Consider the following 20543-nt stretch of genomic DNA (forward strand, 5'->3'; position numbering starts at 1 on the left):
ACGCGTGAGACCGGACGAGCACCGCGGGCGCACCGAGGGCCAGGGCGGCATCCCCGACGGGCTGCTGGTCGGGGTGCTCGCGTTCCTCCTCGGCATGACGGCGATGGTGTGGACGGCCACCGGCCTCTCCGGCCTCTTCGCCCACGGCCGCTGGCCGTCCGGCCTGTCCTTCGCCGGCACGCCCCTGGCCATGCGCCACCTGATCGCCGAACCGCACGACGTCCCCGGTGCCTGGCCGGACGCCCCGCCCGAGGACCTCTCCGGCTACGGCCTGTTCTGGGGCCTGCTCATCGGCCAGCTGATGATCCTGGTGGTCCTCACCGTCTTCGTCCTGGGCACCGTGGCCCGCTGGCGGGCCGTCCGCGCCCGCCGCCGCGCGGAACCGGCACCGGCAGCTCCGCCGCCCACGCCGGAACCGGAACCGGTGCACGAGGTCCCCGCCCCGACGACACCCGAGACCACCCCGCCCGCACCACGGCAACCCGCCACCGCCGTACCGGAACACCCCACTCCCGCGGCACCGGTACCTGCACCGGCACCGGAGGCGCCCCGTCCCGGCCGGGAGCCCGCCCCCGAGGAAAGCGGCGGCCCCGGCCTGCGCCACGGCCCCCCGGCCACCCGCCACGCCACCGCCGTCCAGGCCGTACGTGACGCAGAGGGCCCCGTCCTGGTGCTCACGTCCAACCCCACGCTCTGGTACGACACCAAGGACGCCCGGGCGAAGCTCGGCCCCACCCACCTCTACGACCCGACGCACCTGTGCGACACCCCGGCCCGCCTGCACTGGTCCCCCGTCGCCGGCTGCGAGGACAAGGACACCGCGACCGCCCGCGCGGCCGCCCTCCTCACGCCCGTCCGCCCCACCTCGCGGCTCGACCAGGCCGTCAGCGACACCGCGGAACTCCTGCTCCGCAGCTACCTGCACGCCGCCGCCGTCGACGGCCGCACCGTCCGTCACGTCCACCGCTGGGCGCAGGGCCTCCAGGTGCAGGACGCCGTGCGGGTGCTGCGCACCAGCCCCAAGGCGGCCTCCGGCTCCGCGGGCGAACTCGAGGCGGCGCTCACCGCCCACCCCGAACGCCGTGACGTCGCCCAGCAGCTGACCGCCCGTGCCCTGGCCGCCCTCTCCACGGTCAACGTCCGCGAAGCCTGCACCCCGCACCGAAATGATGCCCTCGCCTTGGATTCCTTCATCCACGAAGGGGGAACGCTTTACGTCGTGGGCGAATCCATCGAGGATCCGCGCACCGGACCGGGCGCCATGCCTCTGCTCACGGCGCTCGCCTCGCACGTGGTCGAGCACGGCCGGCGCATGGCCGAACGGTCATCCTCCGGTCGGCTCGACCCACCACTCACCCTCGTCCTCGACGACGTGGCGGCCGTGGCCCCTCTCTCCCAGCTGCCGGACCTGCTCGCCACCGGCGCCGACCGGGGCATGCCCACCCTGGCCCTGCTCCGCTCCCCCGAACAGGCCCGCGCCCGCTGGCCGCACGCCGAACTACCGGTCTGACTCCGGCCGTTCCACGGCCAGCTCCAGTTCCAGGTCGTCCGGGGCGCCCCCCAGCGTCATGGTCACCCCGGTCTCGGCGAAACCCGCCTTGCGGTAGGCCCGCAGCGCCCGCGCGTTGTCCGCGTGCACGAGGAGCCGCACCCGCTCGGCGCCCTGCGCCCACGCCCACTCCAGACCGGCGTCGAAGAGCACCTCGGTGAGCCCGATGCCCCGGTGCCCGGGCCTCATGAACACCCCGACCAGGTGCCCCTGGAGCCGCTCGACGGGCGCCCCCGCCCAGTCCGTGGTCCCCGGCTTCTCGATCAGCACGGTCACGGTCCCGACCCACTCCCCGTCGGGCCCCTGGGCAATGATCTGCTGCGCCCCGGACGCCCCTTCAGCGCTCCGCTCGGCCCGCTCCCGCCAGAAGGAGTCGGGCCGCGCCACGGCGGACTCGTAGGTCTCCATGAACGCGATGGCCGCCACGGGGTCCTGGAGGGCGGCGAGCCGCAGGGCCTTGGCCCGGGGCCACTCGTCGGCGTGCAGGGAACGGACCTGGTAAGTCATGCCGTCACCGTAGTACCGGGGTACGACGACTTCATCCGCATGACGACCACCGTCCGACGCCCGCGGCCCCCCGCGCGACAGAGCATCGACACATGCTTACGGCACGGCACCTGACGAGACGCCACGGCGGCGCGAGCGGCGGACGTCCGAATGTCATGGACCCCCCGGGTCGCACCCGTCAGGTGACCGAGCATGGTCATGTGACCGAACAGCGGACAGGGGACGCCCGCGGCATGGACACCGCCGCCCCCACCGGCCGGCTGCAACGCCTGCTCGCGGCGGTGCGCCTCTTCGACCGGCGCCACCCGTACGGGTGGGACGTGACGGCCACCCTGTTCTGGGTGGCGGCGGCGCTGACCGACTACGCCAGCAGCGGCTGGCGCCGGGTCGCCCAGAACCTCGACGTGTCGGACACCCAGCTGATCGTGCTCAGCCTCGGTTTCACGGTCCCGCTCCTGTGGCGCCGCCGCCACCCCATGGCCGTCCTCGCGGTGACGGCGCCCTTCGCGCTCCTCAACAGCTGGTCGGGCGCGGTCTTCCAGGCCCACCTCGTCCAGCTCGTCCCGGTGTTCGGCCTGGCCCTGCACAGGCCCCTGAAGCAGCTGATCCCGGCGTTCCTGGTGGTGGTCCTCCCGATCGTCCCCGGCGCCCTGCGTTACCCCCTCGCCACCTGGGACGCCGCCATGGGTCCCGCGGTCTGGGCTTTCGCCCTCACCGCGCTGCTCGGCATCGCGGTCCGCTCCCGGCGCGAGCGTCTGGCGTCCCTGGAGGAACGGGCGCGGCGACTGGAGGTGGAACGCGACCAGCAGGCCCAGCTCGCCGCCGCCGCCGAACGCACCCGCATCGCCCGGGAGATGCACGACATCATCGGCCACAACCTGTCCGTGATCACGGGCCTCGCCGACGGCGGCAAGTACGCGGCCGGCAAGTCCCCGGAACGCGCCGCCCAGGCTCTGGACGCCATCGGCACCACCAGCCGTCAGGCCCTCGGCGAGCTCCGCCGACTCCTGGACCGACTTGACCGTCCTGGGCGAGGCCACGAACGGCACCGAAGCGGTCCGTACGACGGCGCGACTGCACCCCGACGTGGTCCTGATGGACATCCGCATGCCGGGCATGGACGGCATCGAGGCCACCCGCCGCATCGTCGCCGCGGGCGACCGCACGCGCGTCCTCATCCTCACGACCTTCGACCTGGACGAGTACGCCCACGCCGGTCTCCGCGCGGGTGCCTCCGGTTTCCTCGTCAAGGACGCCGAGCCGGAGGAACTGCTGTCCGGCATCCGCGCCGTGGCCACCGGGGACGCGGTCGTCGCGCCCAGCCTGACCCGCCGCCTCCTGGGCGCCTATGCCCAGCATCTGCCGGCCGGCGACACCGAGAAGGAGCCGACACCCGACGACCCCCGGCTGACCACACTCACCGAGCGGGAACGGGAGATCCTCACGGTCATCGGCAAGGGATGGACGAACACCGAGATAGCGGCCCGCTTCCATCTCGCCGAGTCCACGGTGAAGACGCACGTCGGCCGCATCCTCGCCAAGACGGGATCCCGGGACAGAATTCAGGCGGTGATTCTGGCGTACGACGCCAAGCTGGTGGAGCCGGCCTGAAACGCAGAAAGCCCCCGTGCCGAAGGGCACGGGGGCTTTCCACAACAATTGTTCGGCGGCGTCCTACTCTCCCACAGGGTCCCCCCTGCAGTACCATCGGCGCTGTAAGGCTTAGCTTCCGGGTTCGGAATGTAACCGGGCGTTTCCCCTACGCTATGACCACCGAAACACTATGAAACTGACAACCGCACCATGTGTGGCACATGGGGTTGTTCGTGGTTTCAGAACCAACACAGTGGACGCGAGCAACTGAGGACAAGCCCTCGGCCTATTAGTACCGGTCAACTCCACACGTTACCGTGCTTCCATATCCGGCCTATCAACCCAGTCGTCTACTGGGAGCCTTACCCTCTCTAGGAGGTGGAGTCCTCATCTCGAAGCAGGCTTCCCGCTTAGATGCTTTCAGCGGTTATCCCTCCCGAACGTAGCCAACCAGCCATGCCCTTGGCAGAACAACTGGCACACCAGAGGTTCGTCCGTCCCGGTCCTCTCGTACTAGGGACAGCCCTTCTCAAGACTCCTACGCGCACAGCGGATAGGGACCGAACTGTCTCACGACGTTCTAAACCCAGCTCGCGTACCGCTTTAATGGGCGAACAGCCCAACCCTTGGGACCGACTCCAGCCCCAGGATGCGACGAGCCGACATCGAGGTGCCAAACCATCCCGTCGATATGGACTCTTGGGGAAGATCAGCCTGTTATCCCCGGGGTACCTTTTATCCGTTGAGCGACGGCGCTTCCACAAGCCACCGCCGGATCACTAGTCCCGACTTTCGTCCCTGCTCGACCCGTCGGTCTCACAGTCAAGCTCCCTTGTGCACTTACACTCAACACCTGATTGCCAACCAGGCTGAGGGAACCTTTGGGCGCCTCCGTTACTCTTTAGGAGGCAACCGCCCCAGTTAAACTACCCATCAGACACTGTCCCTGATCCGGATCACGGACCCAGGTTAGACATCCAGCACGACCAGACTGGTATTTCAACGACGACTCCCCCTGAACTGGCGTCCAGAGTTCACAGTCTCCCAGCTATCCTACACAAGCCGAACCGAACACCAATATCAAACTGTAGTAAAGGTCCCGGGGTCTTTCCGTCCTGCTGCGCGAAACGAGCATCTTTACTCGTAGTGCAATTTCACCGGGCCTATGGTTGAGACAGTCGAGAAGTCGTTACGCCATTCGTGCAGGTCGGAACTTACCCGACAAGGAATTTCGCTACCTTAGGATGGTTATAGTTACCACCGCCGTTTACTGGCGCTTAAGTTCTCAGCTTCGCCCCACCGAAATGGAGCTAACCGGTCCCCTTAACGTTCCAGCACCGGGCAGGCGTCAGTCCGTATACATCGCCTTACGGCTTCGCACGGACCTGTGTTTTTAGTAAACAGTCGCTTCTCGCTGGTCTCTGCGGCCACCCCCAGCTCGAGGAGCACGTCCTCTCACCAGTGATGGCCCCCCTTCTCCCGAAGTTACGGGGCATTTTGCCGAGTTCCTTAACCATAGTTCACCCGAACGCCTCGGTATTCTCTACCTGACCACCTGAGTCGGTTTAGGGTACGGGCCGCCATGAAACTCGCTAGAGGCTTTTCTCGACAGCATAGGATCATCCACTTCACCACAATCGGCTCGGCATCAGGTCTCAGACACATGCCAGGCGGATTTACCTACCTGACGTCCTACACCCTTACCCCGGGACAACCACCGCCCGGATGGACTACCTTCCTGCGTCACCCCATCACTCACCTACTACCAGCTCGGGTCACCGGCTCCACCACTCCGACCTCGTCCGAAGACTCAGCCGGCGGCTTCACGGGCTTAGCATCACTGGATTCGATGTTTGACGCTTCACAGCGGGTACCGGAATATCAACCGGTTATCCATCGACTACGCCTGTCGGCCTCGCCTTAGGTCCCGACTTACCCTGGGCAGATCAGCTTGACCCAGGAACCCTTAGTCAATCGGCGCACACGTTTCTCACGTGTGAATCGCTACTCATGCCTGCATTCTCACTCGTCAACCGTCCACAACTACCTTCCGGTGCTGCTTCACCCGGCAGACGACGCTCCCCTACCCATCACAGCACCCGTTGGGGCTATATGCTGCAATGACACGACTTCGGCGGTACGCTTGAGCCCCGCTACATTGTCGGCGCGGAATCACTAGACCAGTGAGCTATTACGCACTCTTTCAAGGGTGGCTGCTTCTAAGCCAACCTCCTGGTTGTCTGTGCGACTCCACATCCTTTCCCACTTAGCGTACGCTTAGGGCCTTAGTCGATGCTCTGGGCTGTTTCCCTCTCGACCATGGAGCTTATCCCCCACAGTCTCACTGCCGCGCTCTCACTTACCGGCATTCGGAGTTTGGCTAAGGTCAGTAACCCGGTAGGGCCCATCGCCTATCCAGTGCTCTACCTCCGGCAAGAAACACACGACGCTGCACCTAAATGCATTTCGGGGAGAACCAGCTATCACGGAGTTTGATTGGCCTTTCACCCCTAACCACAGGTCATCCCCCAGGTTTTCAACCCTGGTGGGTTCGGTCCTCCACGAAGTCTTACCTCCGCTTCAACCTGCCCATGGCTAGATCACTCCGCTTCGGGTCTTGAGCGTGCTACTGAAACGCCTGTTCGGACTCGCTTTCGCTACGGCTTCCCCACCCGGGTTAACCTCGCAACACACCGCAAACTCGCAGGCTCATTCTTCAAAAGGCACGCAGTCACGAAACACCAAGCAAGCTTGATGTCCGACGCTCCCACGGCTTGTAGGCACACGGTTTCAGGTACTATTTCACTCCGCTCCCGCGGTACTTTTCACCATTCCCTCACGGTACTATCCGCTATCGGTCACCAGGGAATATTTAGGCTTAGCGGGTGGTCCCGCCAGATTCACACGGGATTTCTCGGCCCCGTGCTACTTGGGTGTCTCTCAAACGAGCCGCTGATGTTTCGACTACGGGGGTCTTACCCTCTACGCCGGACCTTTCGCATGTCCTTCGCCTACATCAACGGTTTCTGACTCGTCGATCAGCCGGCAGACTGATCAAGAGAGATCCCACAACCCCGAATGCGCAACCCCTGCCGGGTCTCACACGCATACGGTTTAGCCTCATCCGGTTTCGCTCGCCACTACTCCCGGAATCACGGTTGTTTTCTCTTCCTGCGGGTACTGAGATGTTTCACTTCCCCGCGTTCCCTCCACTTGCCCTATGTGTTCAGGCAAGGGTGACAGCCCATGACGACTGCCGGGTTTCCCCATTCGGACACCCCCGGATCAAAGCCTGGTTGACGACTCCCCGGGGCCTATCGTGGCCTCCCACGTCCTTCATCGGTTCCTGGTGCCAAGGCATCCACCGTGCGCCCTTAAAAACTTGGCCACAGATGCTCGCGTCCACTGTGCAGTTCTCAAACAACGACCAACCACCCGTCACAACCCACCGAAGCGGATTTTTACCGGGGCCGGCACTGAAGGCGACCACACGGCCGTACCCTCAGACACCCAACAGCGCGCCCGGTCCGGTCCCACCCGGTGATCATGCGTTCCACGCTCCGAAGAGCAGTACTGGCAGCCACCGACCCGAGATCCGGACCGAATAGTCAACGTTCCACCCATGAGCAACCAGCATCAGACGTTCGCTGATGAACTGGCCTCTGACCAACCGAAGTTGGTAAGAAGTGCTCCTTAGAAAGGAGGTGATCCAGCCGCACCTTCCGGTACGGCTACCTTGTTACGACTTCGTCCAATCGCCAGTCCCACCTTCGACAGCTCCCTCCCACAAGGGGTTGGGCCACCGGCTTCGGGTGTTACCGACTTTCGTGACGTGACGGGCGGTGTGTACAAGGCCCGGGAACGTATTCACCGCAGCAATGCTGATCTGCGATTACTAGCGACTCCGACTTCATGGGGTCGAGTTGCAGACCCCAATCCGAACTGAGACCGGCTTTTTGAGATTCGCTCCACCTCACGGTATCGCAGCTCATTGTACCGGCCATTGTAGCACGTGTGCAGCCCAAGACATAAGGGGCATGATGACTTGACGTCGTCCCCACCTTCCTCCGAGTTGACCCCGGCGGTCTCCCGTGAGTCCCCAGCACCACAAGGGCCTGCTGGCAACACGGGACAAGGGTTGCGCTCGTTGCGGGACTTAACCCAACATCTCACGACACGAGCTGACGACAGCCATGCACCACCTGTACACCGACCACAAGGGGGCACTATCTCTAATGCTTTCCGGTGTATGTCAAGCCTTGGTAAGGTTCTTCGCGTTGCGTCGAATTAAGCCACATGCTCCGCCGCTTGTGCGGGCCCCCGTCAATTCCTTTGAGTTTTAGCCTTGCGGCCGTACTCCCCAGGCGGGGCACTTAATGCGTTAGCTGCGGCACGGACGACGTGGAATGTCGCCCACACCTAGTGCCCACCGTTTACGGCGTGGACTACCAGGGTATCTAATCCTGTTCGCTCCCCACGCTTTCGCTCCTCAGCGTCAGTATCGGCCCAGAGATCCGCCTTCGCCACCGGTGTTCCTCCTGATATCTGCGCATTTCACCGCTACACCAGGAATTCCGATCTCCCCTACCGAACTCTAGCCTGCCCGTATCGACTGCAGACCCGGGGTTAAGCCCCGGGCTTTCACAACCGACGTGACAAGCCGCCTACGAGCTCTTTACGCCCAATAATTCCGGACAACGCTCGCGCCCTACGTATTACCGCGGCTGCTGGCACGTAGTTAGCCGGCGCTTCTTCTGCAGGTACCGTCACTTTCGCTTCTTCCCTGCTGAAAGAGGTTTACAACCCGAAGGCCGTCATCCCTCACGCGGCGTCGCTGCATCAGGCTTTCGCCCATTGTGCAATATTCCCCACTGCTGCCTCCCGTAGGAGTCTGGGCCGTGTCTCAGTCCCAGTGTGGCCGGTCGCCCTCTCAGGCCGGCTACCCGTCGTCGCCTTGGTGAGCCATTACCTCACCAACAAGCTGATAGGCCGCGGGCTCATCCTGCACCGCCGGAGCTTTCGAACCTCGCAGATGCCTGCGAGGGTCAGTATCCGGTATTAGACCCCGTTTCCAGGGCTTGTCCCAGAGTGCAGGGCAGATTGCCCACGTGTTACTCACCCGTTCGCCACTAATCCCCACCGAAGTGGTTCATCGTTCGACTTGCATGTGTTAAGCACGCCGCCAGCGTTCGTCCTGAGCCAGGATCAAACTCTCCGTGAATGTTTACCCGTAATCGGGTGCACACATCACGAGAGCGGAACATCGGGAGGAATAGTCCCGACGTTCACAGCGTCCTCGCTGTGTTTTTCTTCAAAGGAACCTCGACCATCCGAAACCGGATGGACGGGGTATCAACATATCTGGCGTTGACTTTTGGCACGCTGTTGAGTTCTCAAGGAACGGACGCTTCCTTTGTACTCACCCTCTCGGGCTTTCCTCCGGGCGCTTCCCTTCGGTCTTGCGTTTCCGACTCTATCAGATCTTTCCGACCTGATTTTCTCGGCGCTTTCCAGGTTCAAACGCTTTCGCGCTTTTCCCTTTCCGACGGTTCCGACTTTATCAGATCCAGTTTCTCGCTCTGACCCCCAGTCAGCGGGGCTCGTCTTCCCGGCCGTTGGGCCGTCCCGACGTCTCAAACCTTAGCGGACTCTCTCCGTGTTCCCCAAATCGGGAGTGCGGCATTGAATTCGGACATGCCGAAATCGATCCCGCTGGGAGGTCGTACTGAGGTGTGATGCCGCTGTCGCGGCGGAAGTGCTGCCGGAGAACCGTTACGGCCCCGTGGCAACCCGAAGAACCTTACGGACCGGGTGGGAGCGCGTCAAGTACCCACGCCCAAGATCTTTCGGACCGGGTCGGATCCCGCTCAGTCCAGGTCGGTGAGGCGTCCGCCGGCGTCCGGCTGGGCGTCCTCCACCCGCCGCAGGAGGCGGGTGAGTACCTCGCCGAGGGTCGCCCGCTCGTCCTGGTCGAGGTCCTGCAGCAGGTCCGCCTCGAAGACGGTGGCCATCCGCATGGCCTCCTGCCACTTCTCCCGGCCGGCCGGGGTGAGCTCCACGATGACGCGCACCCGGTTGTTCTCGTCCCGCTCCCGGGTGACCAGACCTTCCGTGACCATGCGGTCGATGCGGTGGGTCATGGCGGCCGGCGTCAGACCCAGGCGCTTGGCCAGGTCACTGGGGCCCATGCGGTAGGGGGCGCCGGACAGGACGAGGGCCTTGAGGACCTCCCAGTCCGCGTTGGTGATGCCGAGCTCGGCGGTCTGGCGGCCGTAGGCGACGTTCATGCGGCGGTTCAGCCGGGACAGCGCGTTGACGATCTTCTCGACCTGCGGGTCGAGGTCCTGGAACTCGCGCTGGTAGGCGGCGATCTGCTCTTCGAGTGTCGGCTCTTCCACGCCGGGGGTGTCGCCCATGCTCCGCAGTATGGCACGGCCCTTCTTTGCCTTGAAGTCCTTCTCTGTGTACTCTTTAGCTTCGAACTTTAGCTTCTAAGTCTTCACTCCTAACGTGTGAGAGAGGTGAACGTGACCAGGGCGATGGGCGCAGCGATGCGCCGGATCCACGTGGGCAACGCACTCAGCGCTTTCGGGCTGGGCTTCACGGTCCCGTACCTGTATGTCTACGTCGCGCAGGTGCGCGGGCTGGGGCCGGTGACGGCGGGACTCGTCCTCGCCGTCTTCGCCGTGGCCGCGCTGATCGTGCTGCCACTTGCCGGGCGGGCCATCGTCCGGCGTGGCCCGCTTCCGGTGCTGCTCGCCGCCCTCGTCACCGCCGCGATCGGCGCGCTGAGCCTCGGTCTGTCGGGCAGCGCGGCGACCGTGCTGCTGTCGGCGGCGGCGCTCGGCGCCGGGCAGGCGGTCATGCAGCCGGCGCTCGCGACGATGATCGTGGAGTGCTCAGGCCCGGAGACCCGGTCGCGGGCGTTCGCCACGCAGTTCTTCCTGCAGAACCTCGGGCTCGGCGTCGGCGGTCTCATCGGTGGTCACCTGGTCGATCCGGGCAAAGCGGGCTCCTTCACCCTCCTCTTCTCCCTCGAAGCGGCGATGTTCCTGCTGCTCGTCGTGGTGATGGCGACGGTACGGATGCCGCGCTCGCCACGGATCGACGGCGCCCCTGCCCAGTCGGGCGGCAGCAGCTGGAAACAGTTGCTGGGCAACCGGGCGATGGTGCAGCTGTGCGTGCTGGGCTTCGTGCTGTTCTTCGCCTGCTACGGCCAGTTCGAATCGGGCCTGAGCGCCTACGGCGTCGAGGCCGCCGGAATCTCCACGTCCGCGCTGGGGACGGCGCTGGCGGCGAACACGCTGGTGATCGTCGTCGCGCAGTTCGCGGTGCTGCGCTTCGTGGAGCGGCGCAAGCGGTCGCGGGTGATCGCCTCGGTCGGTCTCATCTGGGCCGTGGCGTGGGCCGTGGCCGGGTACGCGGGCCTGGGGCACGGGAGCCAGGCGATGGCGACCGCCGCGTTCGTCTCGACGTACGCGCTCTTCGGGCTCGGCGAAGCCATGCTCTCGCCGACGCTGGCGCCGCTGGTCGCCGATCTCGCGCCGACCGGCATGGCCGGTCAGTACAACTCGGCCTTCGCCCTGGTGAAGCAGCTCGCGCTGGCCGTGGGACCGGCCGTGGGCGGGCCGCTGGGCGCCTCGCTGCACGCGCCGTACATCGTGGTCTTCCTGTTGTTCTCGCTGGGCATCACCGTGTTGGCCGTGCGGCTGGGGCGGCAGCTCACCGAGGTGCAGGACCATCCGTCGACGGCGCGCAGCCGGGTGGTGGCCCAGGGCGGTGCGGAGCAGGCACCGGCCCGCGCCTGACCGCGCGCCCCGCCCGTCACACGGCGACGCCGGCGGGCGCGGGCAGCAGGAACTCGCACCAGACCGCCTTGCCGCCGCCCGGTGTGCGTCTGCTCCCCCAGGTGGAGGCGATCGTCGCGACGATGGCGATGCCCCGGCCGGCCTCGTCGCCGGGCTCCGCGCGACGGCGCCTCGGCAGGTGGTCGTCGCCGTCGGTGACCTCGATGATCAGGCGGCGGTCGGTGCGGCGCAGCCGCAGCCGCATCGGGGGTGTGCCGTGCTGGAGGGAGTTGGCGACCAGTTCGCTGGTCGCCAGTACTCCCAGGTCGTGCAGTTCCGCGGGGAAGCGCCAGCTGGTCAGCACGCCCGACGCGAAGGCACGCGCGCGGGGTGCCGCCTCGACCCCGCCGAGCAGTTCGAGGGCGGCGTTGCGGAACAGCTCGCTCTCCGCTCCCGTACGCGCGGGATGCTGCAGGACCAGGACGGCGACGTCGTCGTCGTGGTCCGGGGTGACGCCGGCCGAGCGGACCAGGCGGTCGCAGACGACCTGAGGGCTGCCGGTGGCTCCGGCCAGGGCGCGCTCCAGGGCGGCGATGCCCTCGTCGAGGTCCTCGTTGCGGCGCTCGACGAGTCCGTCGGTGTAGAGGACGGCGGTCGAGCCCGGGCCGAGCGGCACGGAACCCGAGGAGTGCATCCAGCCGCCGGTGCCGAGCGGGGGGCCGGTCGGTTCGTCGGCGCGCCGCACGGTGCCGTTCTCGTCCCGGACCAGGATGGGGAGGTGGCCCGCGGAGGCGTACACCAGGCGTCCCTCGTTGGGATCGTGGATGGCGTACACGCAGGTGGCGATCTGGTTGGCGTCGATCTCCATGGCGAGGCCGTCGAGCAGCTGGAGCACCTCGTGCGGCGGGAGGTCGAGGCGCGCGTAGGCCCGGACGGCCGTGCGCAGCTGTCCCATGACGGCGGCGGCCCGCACACCCCGGCCCATCACGTCGCCGATGACCAGGGCGGTGCGGCCGCCGCCGAGGGTGATCACGTCGTACCAGTCGCCGCCGACGGCCGCCTCGGTGCCGCCGGGGTGGTAGGTGGCCGCGACGCGCAGGTCGTCGGGCTCCTCGAGTTCCTGCGGGAGGAGGGAACGCTGGAGGGTGACGGCGGTCTCGCGCTGTCTGCGCTCGCTGGCGCGCAGCCGCTCGGCCGCCTCTGCGTGGTCGGTGACGTCGGTGGCGAAGATCAGCACTCCGCGGCCGTCGCCCTCGCCGGCCGGGGTGCAGGTGAACGTGTAGGAGCGGCCGTCGGGGGCCTTGCGGGACTTCACCGTGCGGGGCTTGCCGCTGCGCAGGACCTGGTCGAGGAGGGGCAGCAGACCCAGCTCGTCGAGTTCCGGGAGCGCTCCCCGGGCGGGCGCGCCGACGGGGCGGACGCCGAAGGCGGCCGTGTAAGCGTCGTTGACGTAGGCGATGCGGTGCTCCGGGCCGTGCACGAGGGCGACGAGGTAGGGGACGCGGTCCAGGACCTCGCGCACCGCGAGTTCGTCCACCGCGGGCGCGGGGTGCTCCCCGTCGGTGAGCTGTTCGGCGCGGGCCGCGGGCACGGAGCCCTCTCCCCGCCGGTCCGGGGAAACCGTCTGCTCGGTCCGCGCTGCGGCGCGGCGCTGCGTTCCGGGGAGCCGGGCGCTCCAGCGCGTGAAGTTCACGAATCCTTGCCTCGTGTAGTTGTCGGCGGCCGGATACCGGGACCGGCCGGGGCCCGGGGGCCGCACCGGGGGCGGGCAGTGCCGCCCCGCGGCGTTGGCCCAGTCTGGCAGGGTCCGGCCGGGCCGACATCCGCTAGACGCCGGTCCGGCCGCGAGAGTTCCTGGGTCCGGTCAGGACGACCCCTTCGGGTTGTGCGGTGGGTCCTGGGAAGGCTTTCCACCGGCCGCCAGTTCGAACTCCGCCCGAGGGTGTTCGAGTGAACCGAGCGAGACGATCTCCCGCTTGAAGAGCCCCGCGAGCGTCCACTCCGCGGCCACGCGCGCCTTCCGGTTGAAGGTCGGCACCCGGCTGAGGTGATAGGTCCGGTGCATCAGCCAGGCGGGATAGCCCTTCAGCTTGCGCCCGTAGACCTGGGCGACCCCCTTGTGCAGCCCCAGGGAGGCGACGGAACCGGCGTACTTGTGGGCGTACGTCTCCAGCGGTTCGCCGCGCAGGGCGTGGACGACGTTGTCACCGAGCACCCGGGCCTGGCGGAGGGCGTGCTGCGCGTTGGGGGCGCACTCCCGCCCCTTCTCCCGCGCGGTCACGTCGGGCACGGCGGCGGCGTCCCCGGCGGCCCAGGCGTGGGCCGCGCCCTCGACGGCCAGTTCGGCGGTGCAGCGCAGCCGGCCCCGTTCGTTCAGCGGCAGGTCGGTGGCGGCCAGCACCGGATGCGGCTTCACCCCGGCCGTCCACACGACCGTCCGCGTCGGGAAACGCGATCCGTCGCTCAGTACGGCCACCCGGTCGGCGCAGGACTCCAGGCGCGTCTCCAGACGGACGTCGATGTTGCGCCGCCGCAGTTCGGTGACCGTGTAGCGGCCCATCTCCTCGCCGACCTCGGGCAGGATCCGGCCGGACGCCTCCACGAGGATCCACTTCATGTCCTCGGGGCGGAGGTTGTGGTAGTACCGCGCGGCGTACCGGGCCATGTCCTCCAGTTCGCCGAGCGCCTCCACACCCGCGTAACCGCCGCCGACGAAGACGAACGTCAGCGCGGCGTCCCGGACGGCGGGGTCGCGTGTGGAGGAGGCGATGTCCATCTGCTCCAGCACGTGGTTGCGCAGGCCGATGGCCTCCTCGACGGTCTTGAAGCCGATGGCGTGCTCGGCGAGGCCCGGGATCGGCAGGGTGCGCGCCACGGAGCCGGGGGCGAGGACCAGTTCGTCGTACGGGATCCGCTGCCCGTCCGTGCCTTCCTCCTCGGTGGCCGGCGTGCGCACGGTGGCCGTGCGCGCGGCGTGGTCGACGGCGGTGGCCTCCCCGATGACGACGCGGCACCGGTCGAGGACACGACGCAGCGGTACGACGACGTGACGAGGGGAAATGGCACCGGCGGCCGCTTCGGGAAGGAAGGGCTGATACGTCATGTACGGATCGGGGGTGACGACCGTGATCTCGGCCTCGCCTCTCGCGAGCTCCCGTTTCAGCCTTCGTTGCAGGCGCAGGGCCGTGTACATCCCGACGTAGCCGCCGCCGACAACGAGAATGCGCGCACGTTCCTTCACCATCCCATGACGCACCCGTCGCTTCCGTTTGTCCACAGCCTCGACGAATTGTGTGACCGGACGACTTCACCGGCCGTGGTTGGCCGATTTACCGACCCACACCCGATCTCCGCAGGTCACACCCTATGATCGCCCCCCATTCGGGGGAACATTCAGGACGTATACGACTCGTGCTCCGATCGAGGGGCGCTCCGTGCGGAACGTGCCCCTTCTGAATTGACTCCCGCTCAACTATGTTCGTGTGTCGACGGGGTGCAGGGGGATGTGCTCGTCGGGTCCGCGACGGGCGGGACCGACAGGCCGGTCCCGTTCCACACGCCCCAGTCGTCAATGGCGGGGAGAGTCTCCGGGGGGAGACGTCATTACCGGGGGAATACACATGCATGTTCAGGACTCTCATTGGTCGTCCGCTGTCGCCGCCGGCGCCACGATGAGCGCGGCCTCGGGCGGACGCCCGGACGGCGGACGCACCACACCGCTGCGCGTGGACGCGCAGCGGAACCTGGAGCACGTGCTGCGCGCCGCGCGTGAGGTCTTCGGCGAGCTGGGCTACGGCGCGCCCATGGAGGACGTGGCCCGCCGGGCCCGTGTCGGTGTGGGCACCGTGTACCGGCGGTTCCCGAGCAAGGACGTGCTGGTGCGGCGGATCGCCGAGGAGGAGACCTCCCGGCTGACCGAGCAGGCGCGTGCGGCGCTGGGCCAGGAGGACGAGCCGTGGTCGGCGCTGTCCCGCTTCCTGCGCACGTCGGTCGCCTCCGGCGCGGGGCGGCTGCTGCCGCCGCAGGTGCTGCGGGTCGGTGTGGCGGAGGAGCGGGGCCTGCCGGACCACGCGCGGCTGCCGCAGCAGCGGACGCAGCCGGCGGGGGAGCTGCGGCTGGTGCCGGAGAAGCGCGCGGAGGACGACGCGGGGGCTGCGGAGCTGCTCGACGTCGTCGGTCAACTGGTGGACCGGGCGCGGGCGGCGGGTGAGCTGCGGGCGGACGTGTCCGTGTCGGACGTGCTGCTCGTGATCGCCACGTCGGCGCCTTCGTTGCCGGATGCGGCGCAGCAGGCGGCGGCGTCGGCCCGGCTGCTGGACATCCTCCTGGAGGGGCTCCGCAGCCGGCCCTGACCCACGGTCACTCTTCCGCCACCCAGGCCGGCACCCGCCGCAGGGGCCCACAACCCCACCCGGGCGCCGGCCTGCGTACATACCTCACAACCCGGCAGGGCTTTCAGAATCACCCGGTGTATGTGCGGGCCGGGGCAGATGCGCCGCGAGCGGTGGGCGGCGATGGTCGCCACGGTGGTGCTGTGGCCGCCGACGGCGGGGAGGGGACGGGGAGGGGGTGGGCGCCCGCAGCGGCTGGCGCGTCAACACCCCCCACCCCCAAGCGCCTCCATCGCGCAAGACCGAGGACGACCACCTCCGCCCCGTCCCCGCACCGCCCACCGCCCCTGGGCGCTACGCCCGCCCCCACCGCCTGGCACCCCCCACCCCACCCCGCACCGCACCCCGTCAGACCTCACCCCCACCGAACACAAGCCCCTCACCGGGACCCCGCTGCCCCCGCGCCCAGCGCCCCCCGCTGCGGCGCGATCCCTCCCGGCACCGCCCGCTGCCGCGCCGGCGTCCCCGTCCAGCACGTCCCCCGCCGCGCCAGCAGCCGCCGCAGCCACACCTCCAGCGCCACCAGATCCGCCAGCCCGTCCAGCGGCAGCGCCTCCCCTGCGCCGCCCCCGCAACGCCTTGCGCACCACCCGCGCCTCCACCAGCCCCGCCTCCGCGAGCAACGGCGTGTCGAACAGCGAGATCAGCGACCCCGCCGCCACCCGCAGCCCCGTCCGCGCCGCGACCGCCGACGTGGCGACCCCGGCGTCCCCCACCCCGCCGGCAGATCCCGCACCCCCGCACCCTCCAGCACCGACCGCAGGATCGAGGCCCGGGCCCCCGGCTGCACCCGCAGCGCCTCCGGCAGGGCGCGGGCCGCGCGCACCACCTGGTTGTCGAGGAACGGCGTGTGCAGCCGCTGCGACCGGATCTCCGCCGCCTGCTCCAGCACCCGCACGTCCGCCGCGTACCGCGCCAGCGCCGCCCGCGCCCGGAAGTCCCCGGGCCGCTGCCCCGGCCCGACCTCGGACCGCCACGTCGACGCCTGGAGGCGAACCGATACTTCAGCCAGCGCCTCACCGGTCAGCCAGCGCGCCGCGGGCCCGGGTCTCCCCCAGGTCAGCGCCGCCAGGGAGGCGTCCGCGGCCCCGCCCGGCCCATCGTCGTCCAGCTTCCGCCGCAGCAGCCGCTCCGCGAGGGACTCGAGCCCCGTCCGGTACGGCGTCCGCGCCAGCCGCCGCGCCGCCGCGTAGACCCGCGCCGGCACCATCACGGACCCGTCGGCCTTGGCGAGGGCGGCGACCGGCCGCACCAGGTGCCGCCGTTTGCGGTCCAGCAGCAGGTCGGCCAGGCGCGCCGGATGCGCGTCGAGCACCTGCTTGGCCCCGTACCCGGTGAAGTGGTCCGCGCTGCCGGCCGCGAGCCGCGCCCGGTGCCGCGCCGCGGCGACCAGGGACGGCCCCGGCTCGTCGGTCAGCGGCCCGTCCAGCTCGACGTACGGAAGCGTCGACTCCCCGCCCGCGACCACCACGTGGTGCAGCCGCGGGTTGGCGGCCAGGGCACCGGCCCGCTCCAGTTCGCCCTCGTCGCGCCCCCCGGCGTCACCGGCCGCGAGGTCGTTGAAGGTGACGGCCAGCAGCCGCTCCCCCGCGCCGGTGCCGTGCCCCAGGACGGTCCCCGGCATCCCGGGGAGCCCGGCGGCCAGCAGGGCGAGCGCCCCCGAGGCCGGCCCGCCGGACAGATCGGCGCCGATCCCCGCGACCGGAGTGCCACGGGCCGCGCGCCGTTCCGCGGGCCCCATCCCCGGTACCGGACCGGGGTCTATGTCGGCCCCGGGGACGTGCCGGGGGGCGGCCAGCCGGGTCCGCACGGCCTCCACCAGCGCGTCCCGCACCGCGTCCACCGCGTGATCGGGGTCGGCGGGCGGGGCGGCGACGGCCAGCGAGGCGACGGGTTCGTATCCGGCGACCTCCCGGGCCCCGGCGCGCAGGATCAGCGCGTGCCCCGGCGGAATGCGCTTCACGCCGTCGTACGGGGTGGAGTCCTGCAGTGCGGCGGGCACGTCGGGCGCGGCGAGCAGCGCGGCGAGGTGCCCGAAGTCGAGGTTGGCCTCGACGAGGTCGGCGAGCGGCAGGGCGGCGGTGGCGTACGCGGTGCCGCCCGCCCAGGGAGTGTGGAAGACGGGCCGGGCGCCGGCGAGGTCGCCGCACACGGTGACCCGGCGGCCGACCTGGACGACGGCCGTGTAGCTGCCCGGCCAGGCGGTGAGGTGCCGCAGCGCCCCGCCCCGCGCGGCGAAGAGGGCGACGCGCAGCTGTTCGTCGGAGGCGCCGCAGGTGCCCAGGACGGCGATGCGGGTCTGCGCGTCGGACGAGACCACCCGTACCTCGTCGGGGCGCCAGTCGCCGACCGCCCACAGGGGGTCGGGGTCGCCCCACAGCATTTGGGAACCCACCGGCTGCACGGTCTCGCCGTCGACGCCGGTGGCACCGGCGGAGCCGACGGGGCCGTACCCCCCGGCCGCCGCGGCGGTGCTGCTCCATCCCACCAACCACCGCATCGCCGCCTCCACAAGCTGTGGACAACCAGTGCACCGTACGAACCGGTTCCCCATGCTGCCATGAAGGAGGCGCTCGGTAACGCCGCCGGAGCGGTGTGTGCTCCGCCGAATGCGCCCCGGCGGATACACCTACCCTCGACGGGTGTTGGGTCCGCGGTCGCCCGAACACCCGCCCGAGGCACGCTGATCGACATCGGAATGCCCGCCGCCCACCAGGCCGCTTCGACGCGAATGCGCCCCCACAACGCGCCCCCAAAGCCACCAACGCGCCCTCAACTACCTGGATGGAAAGGCGGATTCGCCGAAAAGAGTGGCATCGATTTTCGGCCATATCGAAGCGGCGAGATCACACTCGAACACGCTCCGTGCAGGCTCTGCGCACCACCGCGGGGCGCACGGTCCGGGAGACGGAGCGCGTCTCCCGGACCGTTCCGCCGCCCGCGGGGATGTAGGCGGCGGTGTTCCCCCAGCCCACCGGATCCAGTACAGCGGGCCGACCCACGCACGGACCATGGAACCGCTCCCGTGATGGCCGGAGAAGAGCGCACGGACAGGCGCACGGCCACACACCGGGAGCACGCCGCAACTGCGCGTATCGGACCCGTACTTCAGTACGGACCACAATCCCGCCATCCGGAAGAATGCCCCTTAACGCTTGGGATGCGGCGAACTACGCTGGGTTTACGAATGCCGCGTGGTTATGCCAGTGCGGCAGCCGTCTGTGTCGAGGGGTGGCGCATGTCCAGGGAGCAACGCGGGCCGAACGAAAAACTCGGCGCCGTTCTCGCCCTCGCGGGAATCTCGAACGCCGGCCTCGCGCGGCGCGTCAACGACCTTGGCGCACAGCGAGGACTGACGCTTCGCTACGACAAGACGTCGGTGGCGCGCTGGGTGTCGAAGGGAATGGTGCCCCAGGGTGCCGCCCCGCACCTGATCGCCGCCGCCATCGGCCAGAAGCTGGGCCGTCCCGTGCCGCTGCACGAGATCGGTCTCGCGGACGCCGATCCCGCGCCCGAGGTGGGCCTCGCCTTCCCCCGTGACGTCGGCCAGGCGGTGCGCAGCGCGACGGAGCTGTACCGGCTGGACCTCGCGGGCCGCCGCGCCGGCTCCGGCGGCATCTGGCAGTCCCTGGCCGGGTCGTTCGCGGTGAGCGCGTACGCGACCCCCGCGTCACGGTGGCTGATAACCCCGGCCGACAGTTCGGTGGCGCGCGAGGTGAGTCCGTCCGACGGCTCCGGCGCACCGCTCAAAGTCGGCCACAGCGACGTACGGAAGCTGCGCGAGGCCGCGGAGGACGCCCGGCGCTGGGACTCCAAGTACGGCGGCGGCGACTGGCGTTCGTCGATGGTGCCCGAGTGCCTCCGGGTCGAGGCGGCCCCGCTGCTGCTCGGCTCCTACTCCGACGACGTGGGCCGCTCCCTCTTCGGCGCGTCGGCCGAACTGACCCGCCTCGCGGGCTGGATGGCCTTCGACACCGGCCAGCAGGAGGCGGCCCAGCGCTACTACATCCAGGCCCTGCGGCTGGCCCGCGCGGCGGCCGACGTGCCGCTCGGCGGGTACGTCCTCGCCTCGATGTCGCTGCAGGCGACCTACCGCGGCTTCGGCGACGAGGGCGTGGACCTCGCCCAGGCGGCACTGGAGCGCAACCGGGGCCTGGCCACCGCCCGCACCCTGAGTTTCTTCCGCCTCGTGGAGGCACGCGCGCACGCACGCGCCGGTGACGCCCACGCGGCCGGCGCCGCGCTGAAGGCGGCGGAGAGCTGGCTGGAGCGGTCCCGCCCCGGCGACAGCGACCCGACCTGGCTCGGCTTCTACTCCTACGACCGTTTCGCCGCCGACGCCGCGGAGTGCTACCGCGACCTGAAGGCGCCCCGCCAGGTCCGCCGCTTCACCGAGCAGGCGCTGTCGAGGCCGACCGAGGAGTTCGTGCGCTCGCACGGCCTGCGTCTGGTGGTCTCCGCGGTCGCCGAACTGGAGTCCGGCAACCTGGACGCGGCCTGCGAACAGGGCGTACGGGCCGTGGAGGTGGCGGGCCGCATCTCCTCCGCCCGCACCACGGAGTACGTCAGGGACCTGTTGCACCGGCTGGAGCCCTACGGCGACGAGCCGCGCGTGGTCGAGCTGCGCGAGCGCGCCCGCCCGCTGCTGATGACGACGGCCTGACCGCTCCGCCCGGGCCTCCCCCTGGTTTGAAGCCGTTGTCAGTGGCGCAGTGC

Annotated in this window: 8 protein-coding genes, 3 rRNA genes and 3 pseudogenes; 6 read left to right on the forward strand and 8 right to left on the reverse strand. The window is 69.0% G+C overall.

Annotated features, from left to right (window positions below; genetic code table 11):
- Positions 1-4 precede the first annotated feature (4 nt).
- Positions 5-1510, forward strand: a complete 1506-nt coding sequence (locus F3L20_RS30645; RefSeq protein WP_150157042.1) for a type IV secretory system conjugative DNA transfer family protein — start codon at positions 5-7, stop codon at positions 1508-1510.
- Here F3L20_RS30645 and F3L20_RS30650 read toward each other — a convergent pair.
- Positions 1499-2056 (reverse strand): GNAT family N-acetyltransferase, encoded by a 558-nt coding sequence (locus F3L20_RS30650; protein ID WP_150157043.1) that lies wholly within the window; start codon positions 2054-2056, stop codon positions 1499-1501. The genes F3L20_RS30645 and F3L20_RS30650 overlap by 12 nt on opposite strands.
- A 233-nt stretch (positions 2057-2289) precedes the next feature.
- Here F3L20_RS30650 and F3L20_RS35770 point away from each other — a divergent pair.
- Positions 2290-3018: pseudogene (locus F3L20_RS35770) on the forward strand (histidine kinase); the annotation flags it as partial.
- 40 nt (positions 3019-3058) lie between these two features.
- A pseudogene (locus tag F3L20_RS30660) lies at positions 3059-3667 on the forward strand (response regulator); the annotation flags it as partial.
- A 50-nt stretch (positions 3668-3717) separates the two neighbouring features.
- Here F3L20_RS30660 and rrf read toward each other — a convergent pair.
- The 4 genes from rrf to F3L20_RS30685 all read right to left on the reverse strand — a co-directional run bounded on the left by rrf (position 3718) and on the right by F3L20_RS30685 (position 10065).
- Positions 3718-3834: ribosomal RNA gene (rrf, locus tag F3L20_RS30665) — 5S ribosomal RNA — on the reverse strand.
- A gap of 84 nt (positions 3835-3918) precedes the next feature.
- Positions 3919-7037, reverse strand: a 23S ribosomal RNA gene (locus tag F3L20_RS30670).
- Positions 7038-7346: 309 nt separating this feature from the next.
- Positions 7347-8870 (reverse strand): 16S ribosomal RNA (locus tag F3L20_RS30675).
- The 16S, 23S and 5S rRNA genes sit together here, the layout of an rRNA operon.
- A gap of 646 nt (positions 8871-9516) precedes the next feature.
- On the reverse strand, positions 9517-10065 hold the full coding sequence (locus F3L20_RS30685) for a MarR family winged helix-turn-helix transcriptional regulator (RefSeq protein ID WP_145829582.1): 549 nt from the start codon (positions 10063-10065) through the stop codon (positions 9517-9519).
- A gap of 123 nt (positions 10066-10188) precedes the next feature.
- Between F3L20_RS30685 and F3L20_RS30690 the strand changes: the two genes are divergently transcribed.
- Positions 10189-11457, forward strand: a complete 1269-nt coding sequence (locus F3L20_RS30690) for an MFS transporter (protein WP_150157555.1) — start codon at positions 10189-10191, stop codon at positions 11455-11457.
- Positions 11458-11473: 16 nt separating this feature from the next.
- On the opposite strand, the gene F3L20_RS30695 is transcribed toward F3L20_RS30690, so the two are convergent.
- Positions 11474-13129, reverse strand: coding sequence for an ATP-binding SpoIIE family protein phosphatase (locus tag F3L20_RS30695; protein ID WP_150157044.1), 1656 nt, complete (start codon positions 13127-13129; stop codon positions 11474-11476).
- A 171-nt stretch (positions 13130-13300) separates the two neighbouring features.
- Positions 13301-14680 carry an NAD(P)/FAD-dependent oxidoreductase gene (locus tag F3L20_RS30700; protein ID WP_150157045.1) on the reverse strand — a complete coding sequence of 460 codons (1380 nt, stop codon included), beginning with the start codon at positions 14678-14680 and terminating at the stop codon, positions 13301-13303.
- Between the two features lie 376 nt (positions 14681-15056).
- Here F3L20_RS30700 and F3L20_RS30705 point away from each other — a divergent pair, with 376 nt between their 5' ends.
- On the forward strand, positions 15057-15788 hold the full coding sequence (locus F3L20_RS30705) for a TetR/AcrR family transcriptional regulator (protein WP_145829579.1): 732 nt from the start codon (positions 15057-15059) through the stop codon (positions 15786-15788).
- 418 nt (positions 15789-16206) lie between these two features.
- Here F3L20_RS30705 and F3L20_RS30710 read toward each other — a convergent pair.
- A pseudogene (locus F3L20_RS30710) lies at positions 16207-18327 on the reverse strand (asparagine synthase-related protein).
- Positions 18328-19065: 738 nt separating this feature from the next.
- On the opposite strand from F3L20_RS30710, the gene F3L20_RS30715 reads away from it, so the two are divergent.
- Positions 19066-20490, forward strand: coding sequence for an MFS transporter (locus tag F3L20_RS30715; RefSeq protein ID WP_145829577.1), 1425 nt, complete (start codon positions 19066-19068; stop codon positions 20488-20490).
- Positions 20491-20543 lie beyond the last annotated feature (53 nt).

It is taken from the genome of Streptomyces tendae, from assembly GCF_008632955.1.
In the GTDB taxonomy this organism is placed as follows: Bacteria; Actinomycetota; Actinomycetes; order Streptomycetales; family Streptomycetaceae; genus Streptomyces.

What these genes read in the sequence shown, in the direction of transcription:
- F3L20_RS30650 (WP_150157043.1), bottom strand. Translation starts at nt 2,056, where the DNA reads ATGACTTACCAGGTCCGTTCCCTGCACGCCGACGAGTGGCCCCGGGCC.
- F3L20_RS30685 (WP_145829582.1), bottom strand. Translation starts at nt 10,065, where the DNA reads ATGGGCGACACCCCCGGCGTGGAAGAGCCGACACTCGAAGAGCAGATC.
- F3L20_RS30690 (WP_150157555.1), top strand. Translation starts at nt 10,189, where the DNA reads ATGGGCGCAGCGATGCGCCGGATCCACGTGGGCAACGCACTCAGCGCT.
- F3L20_RS30700 (WP_150157045.1), bottom strand. Translation starts at nt 14,680, where the DNA reads ATGGTGAAGGAACGTGCGCGCATTCTCGTTGTCGGCGGCGGCTACGTC.
- F3L20_RS30705 (WP_145829579.1), top strand. Translation starts at nt 15,057, where the DNA reads ATGCATGTTCAGGACTCTCATTGGTCGTCCGCTGTCGCCGCCGGCGCC.
- F3L20_RS30715 (WP_145829577.1), top strand. Translation starts at nt 19,066, where the DNA reads ATGTCCAGGGAGCAACGCGGGCCGAACGAAAAACTCGGCGCCGTTCTC.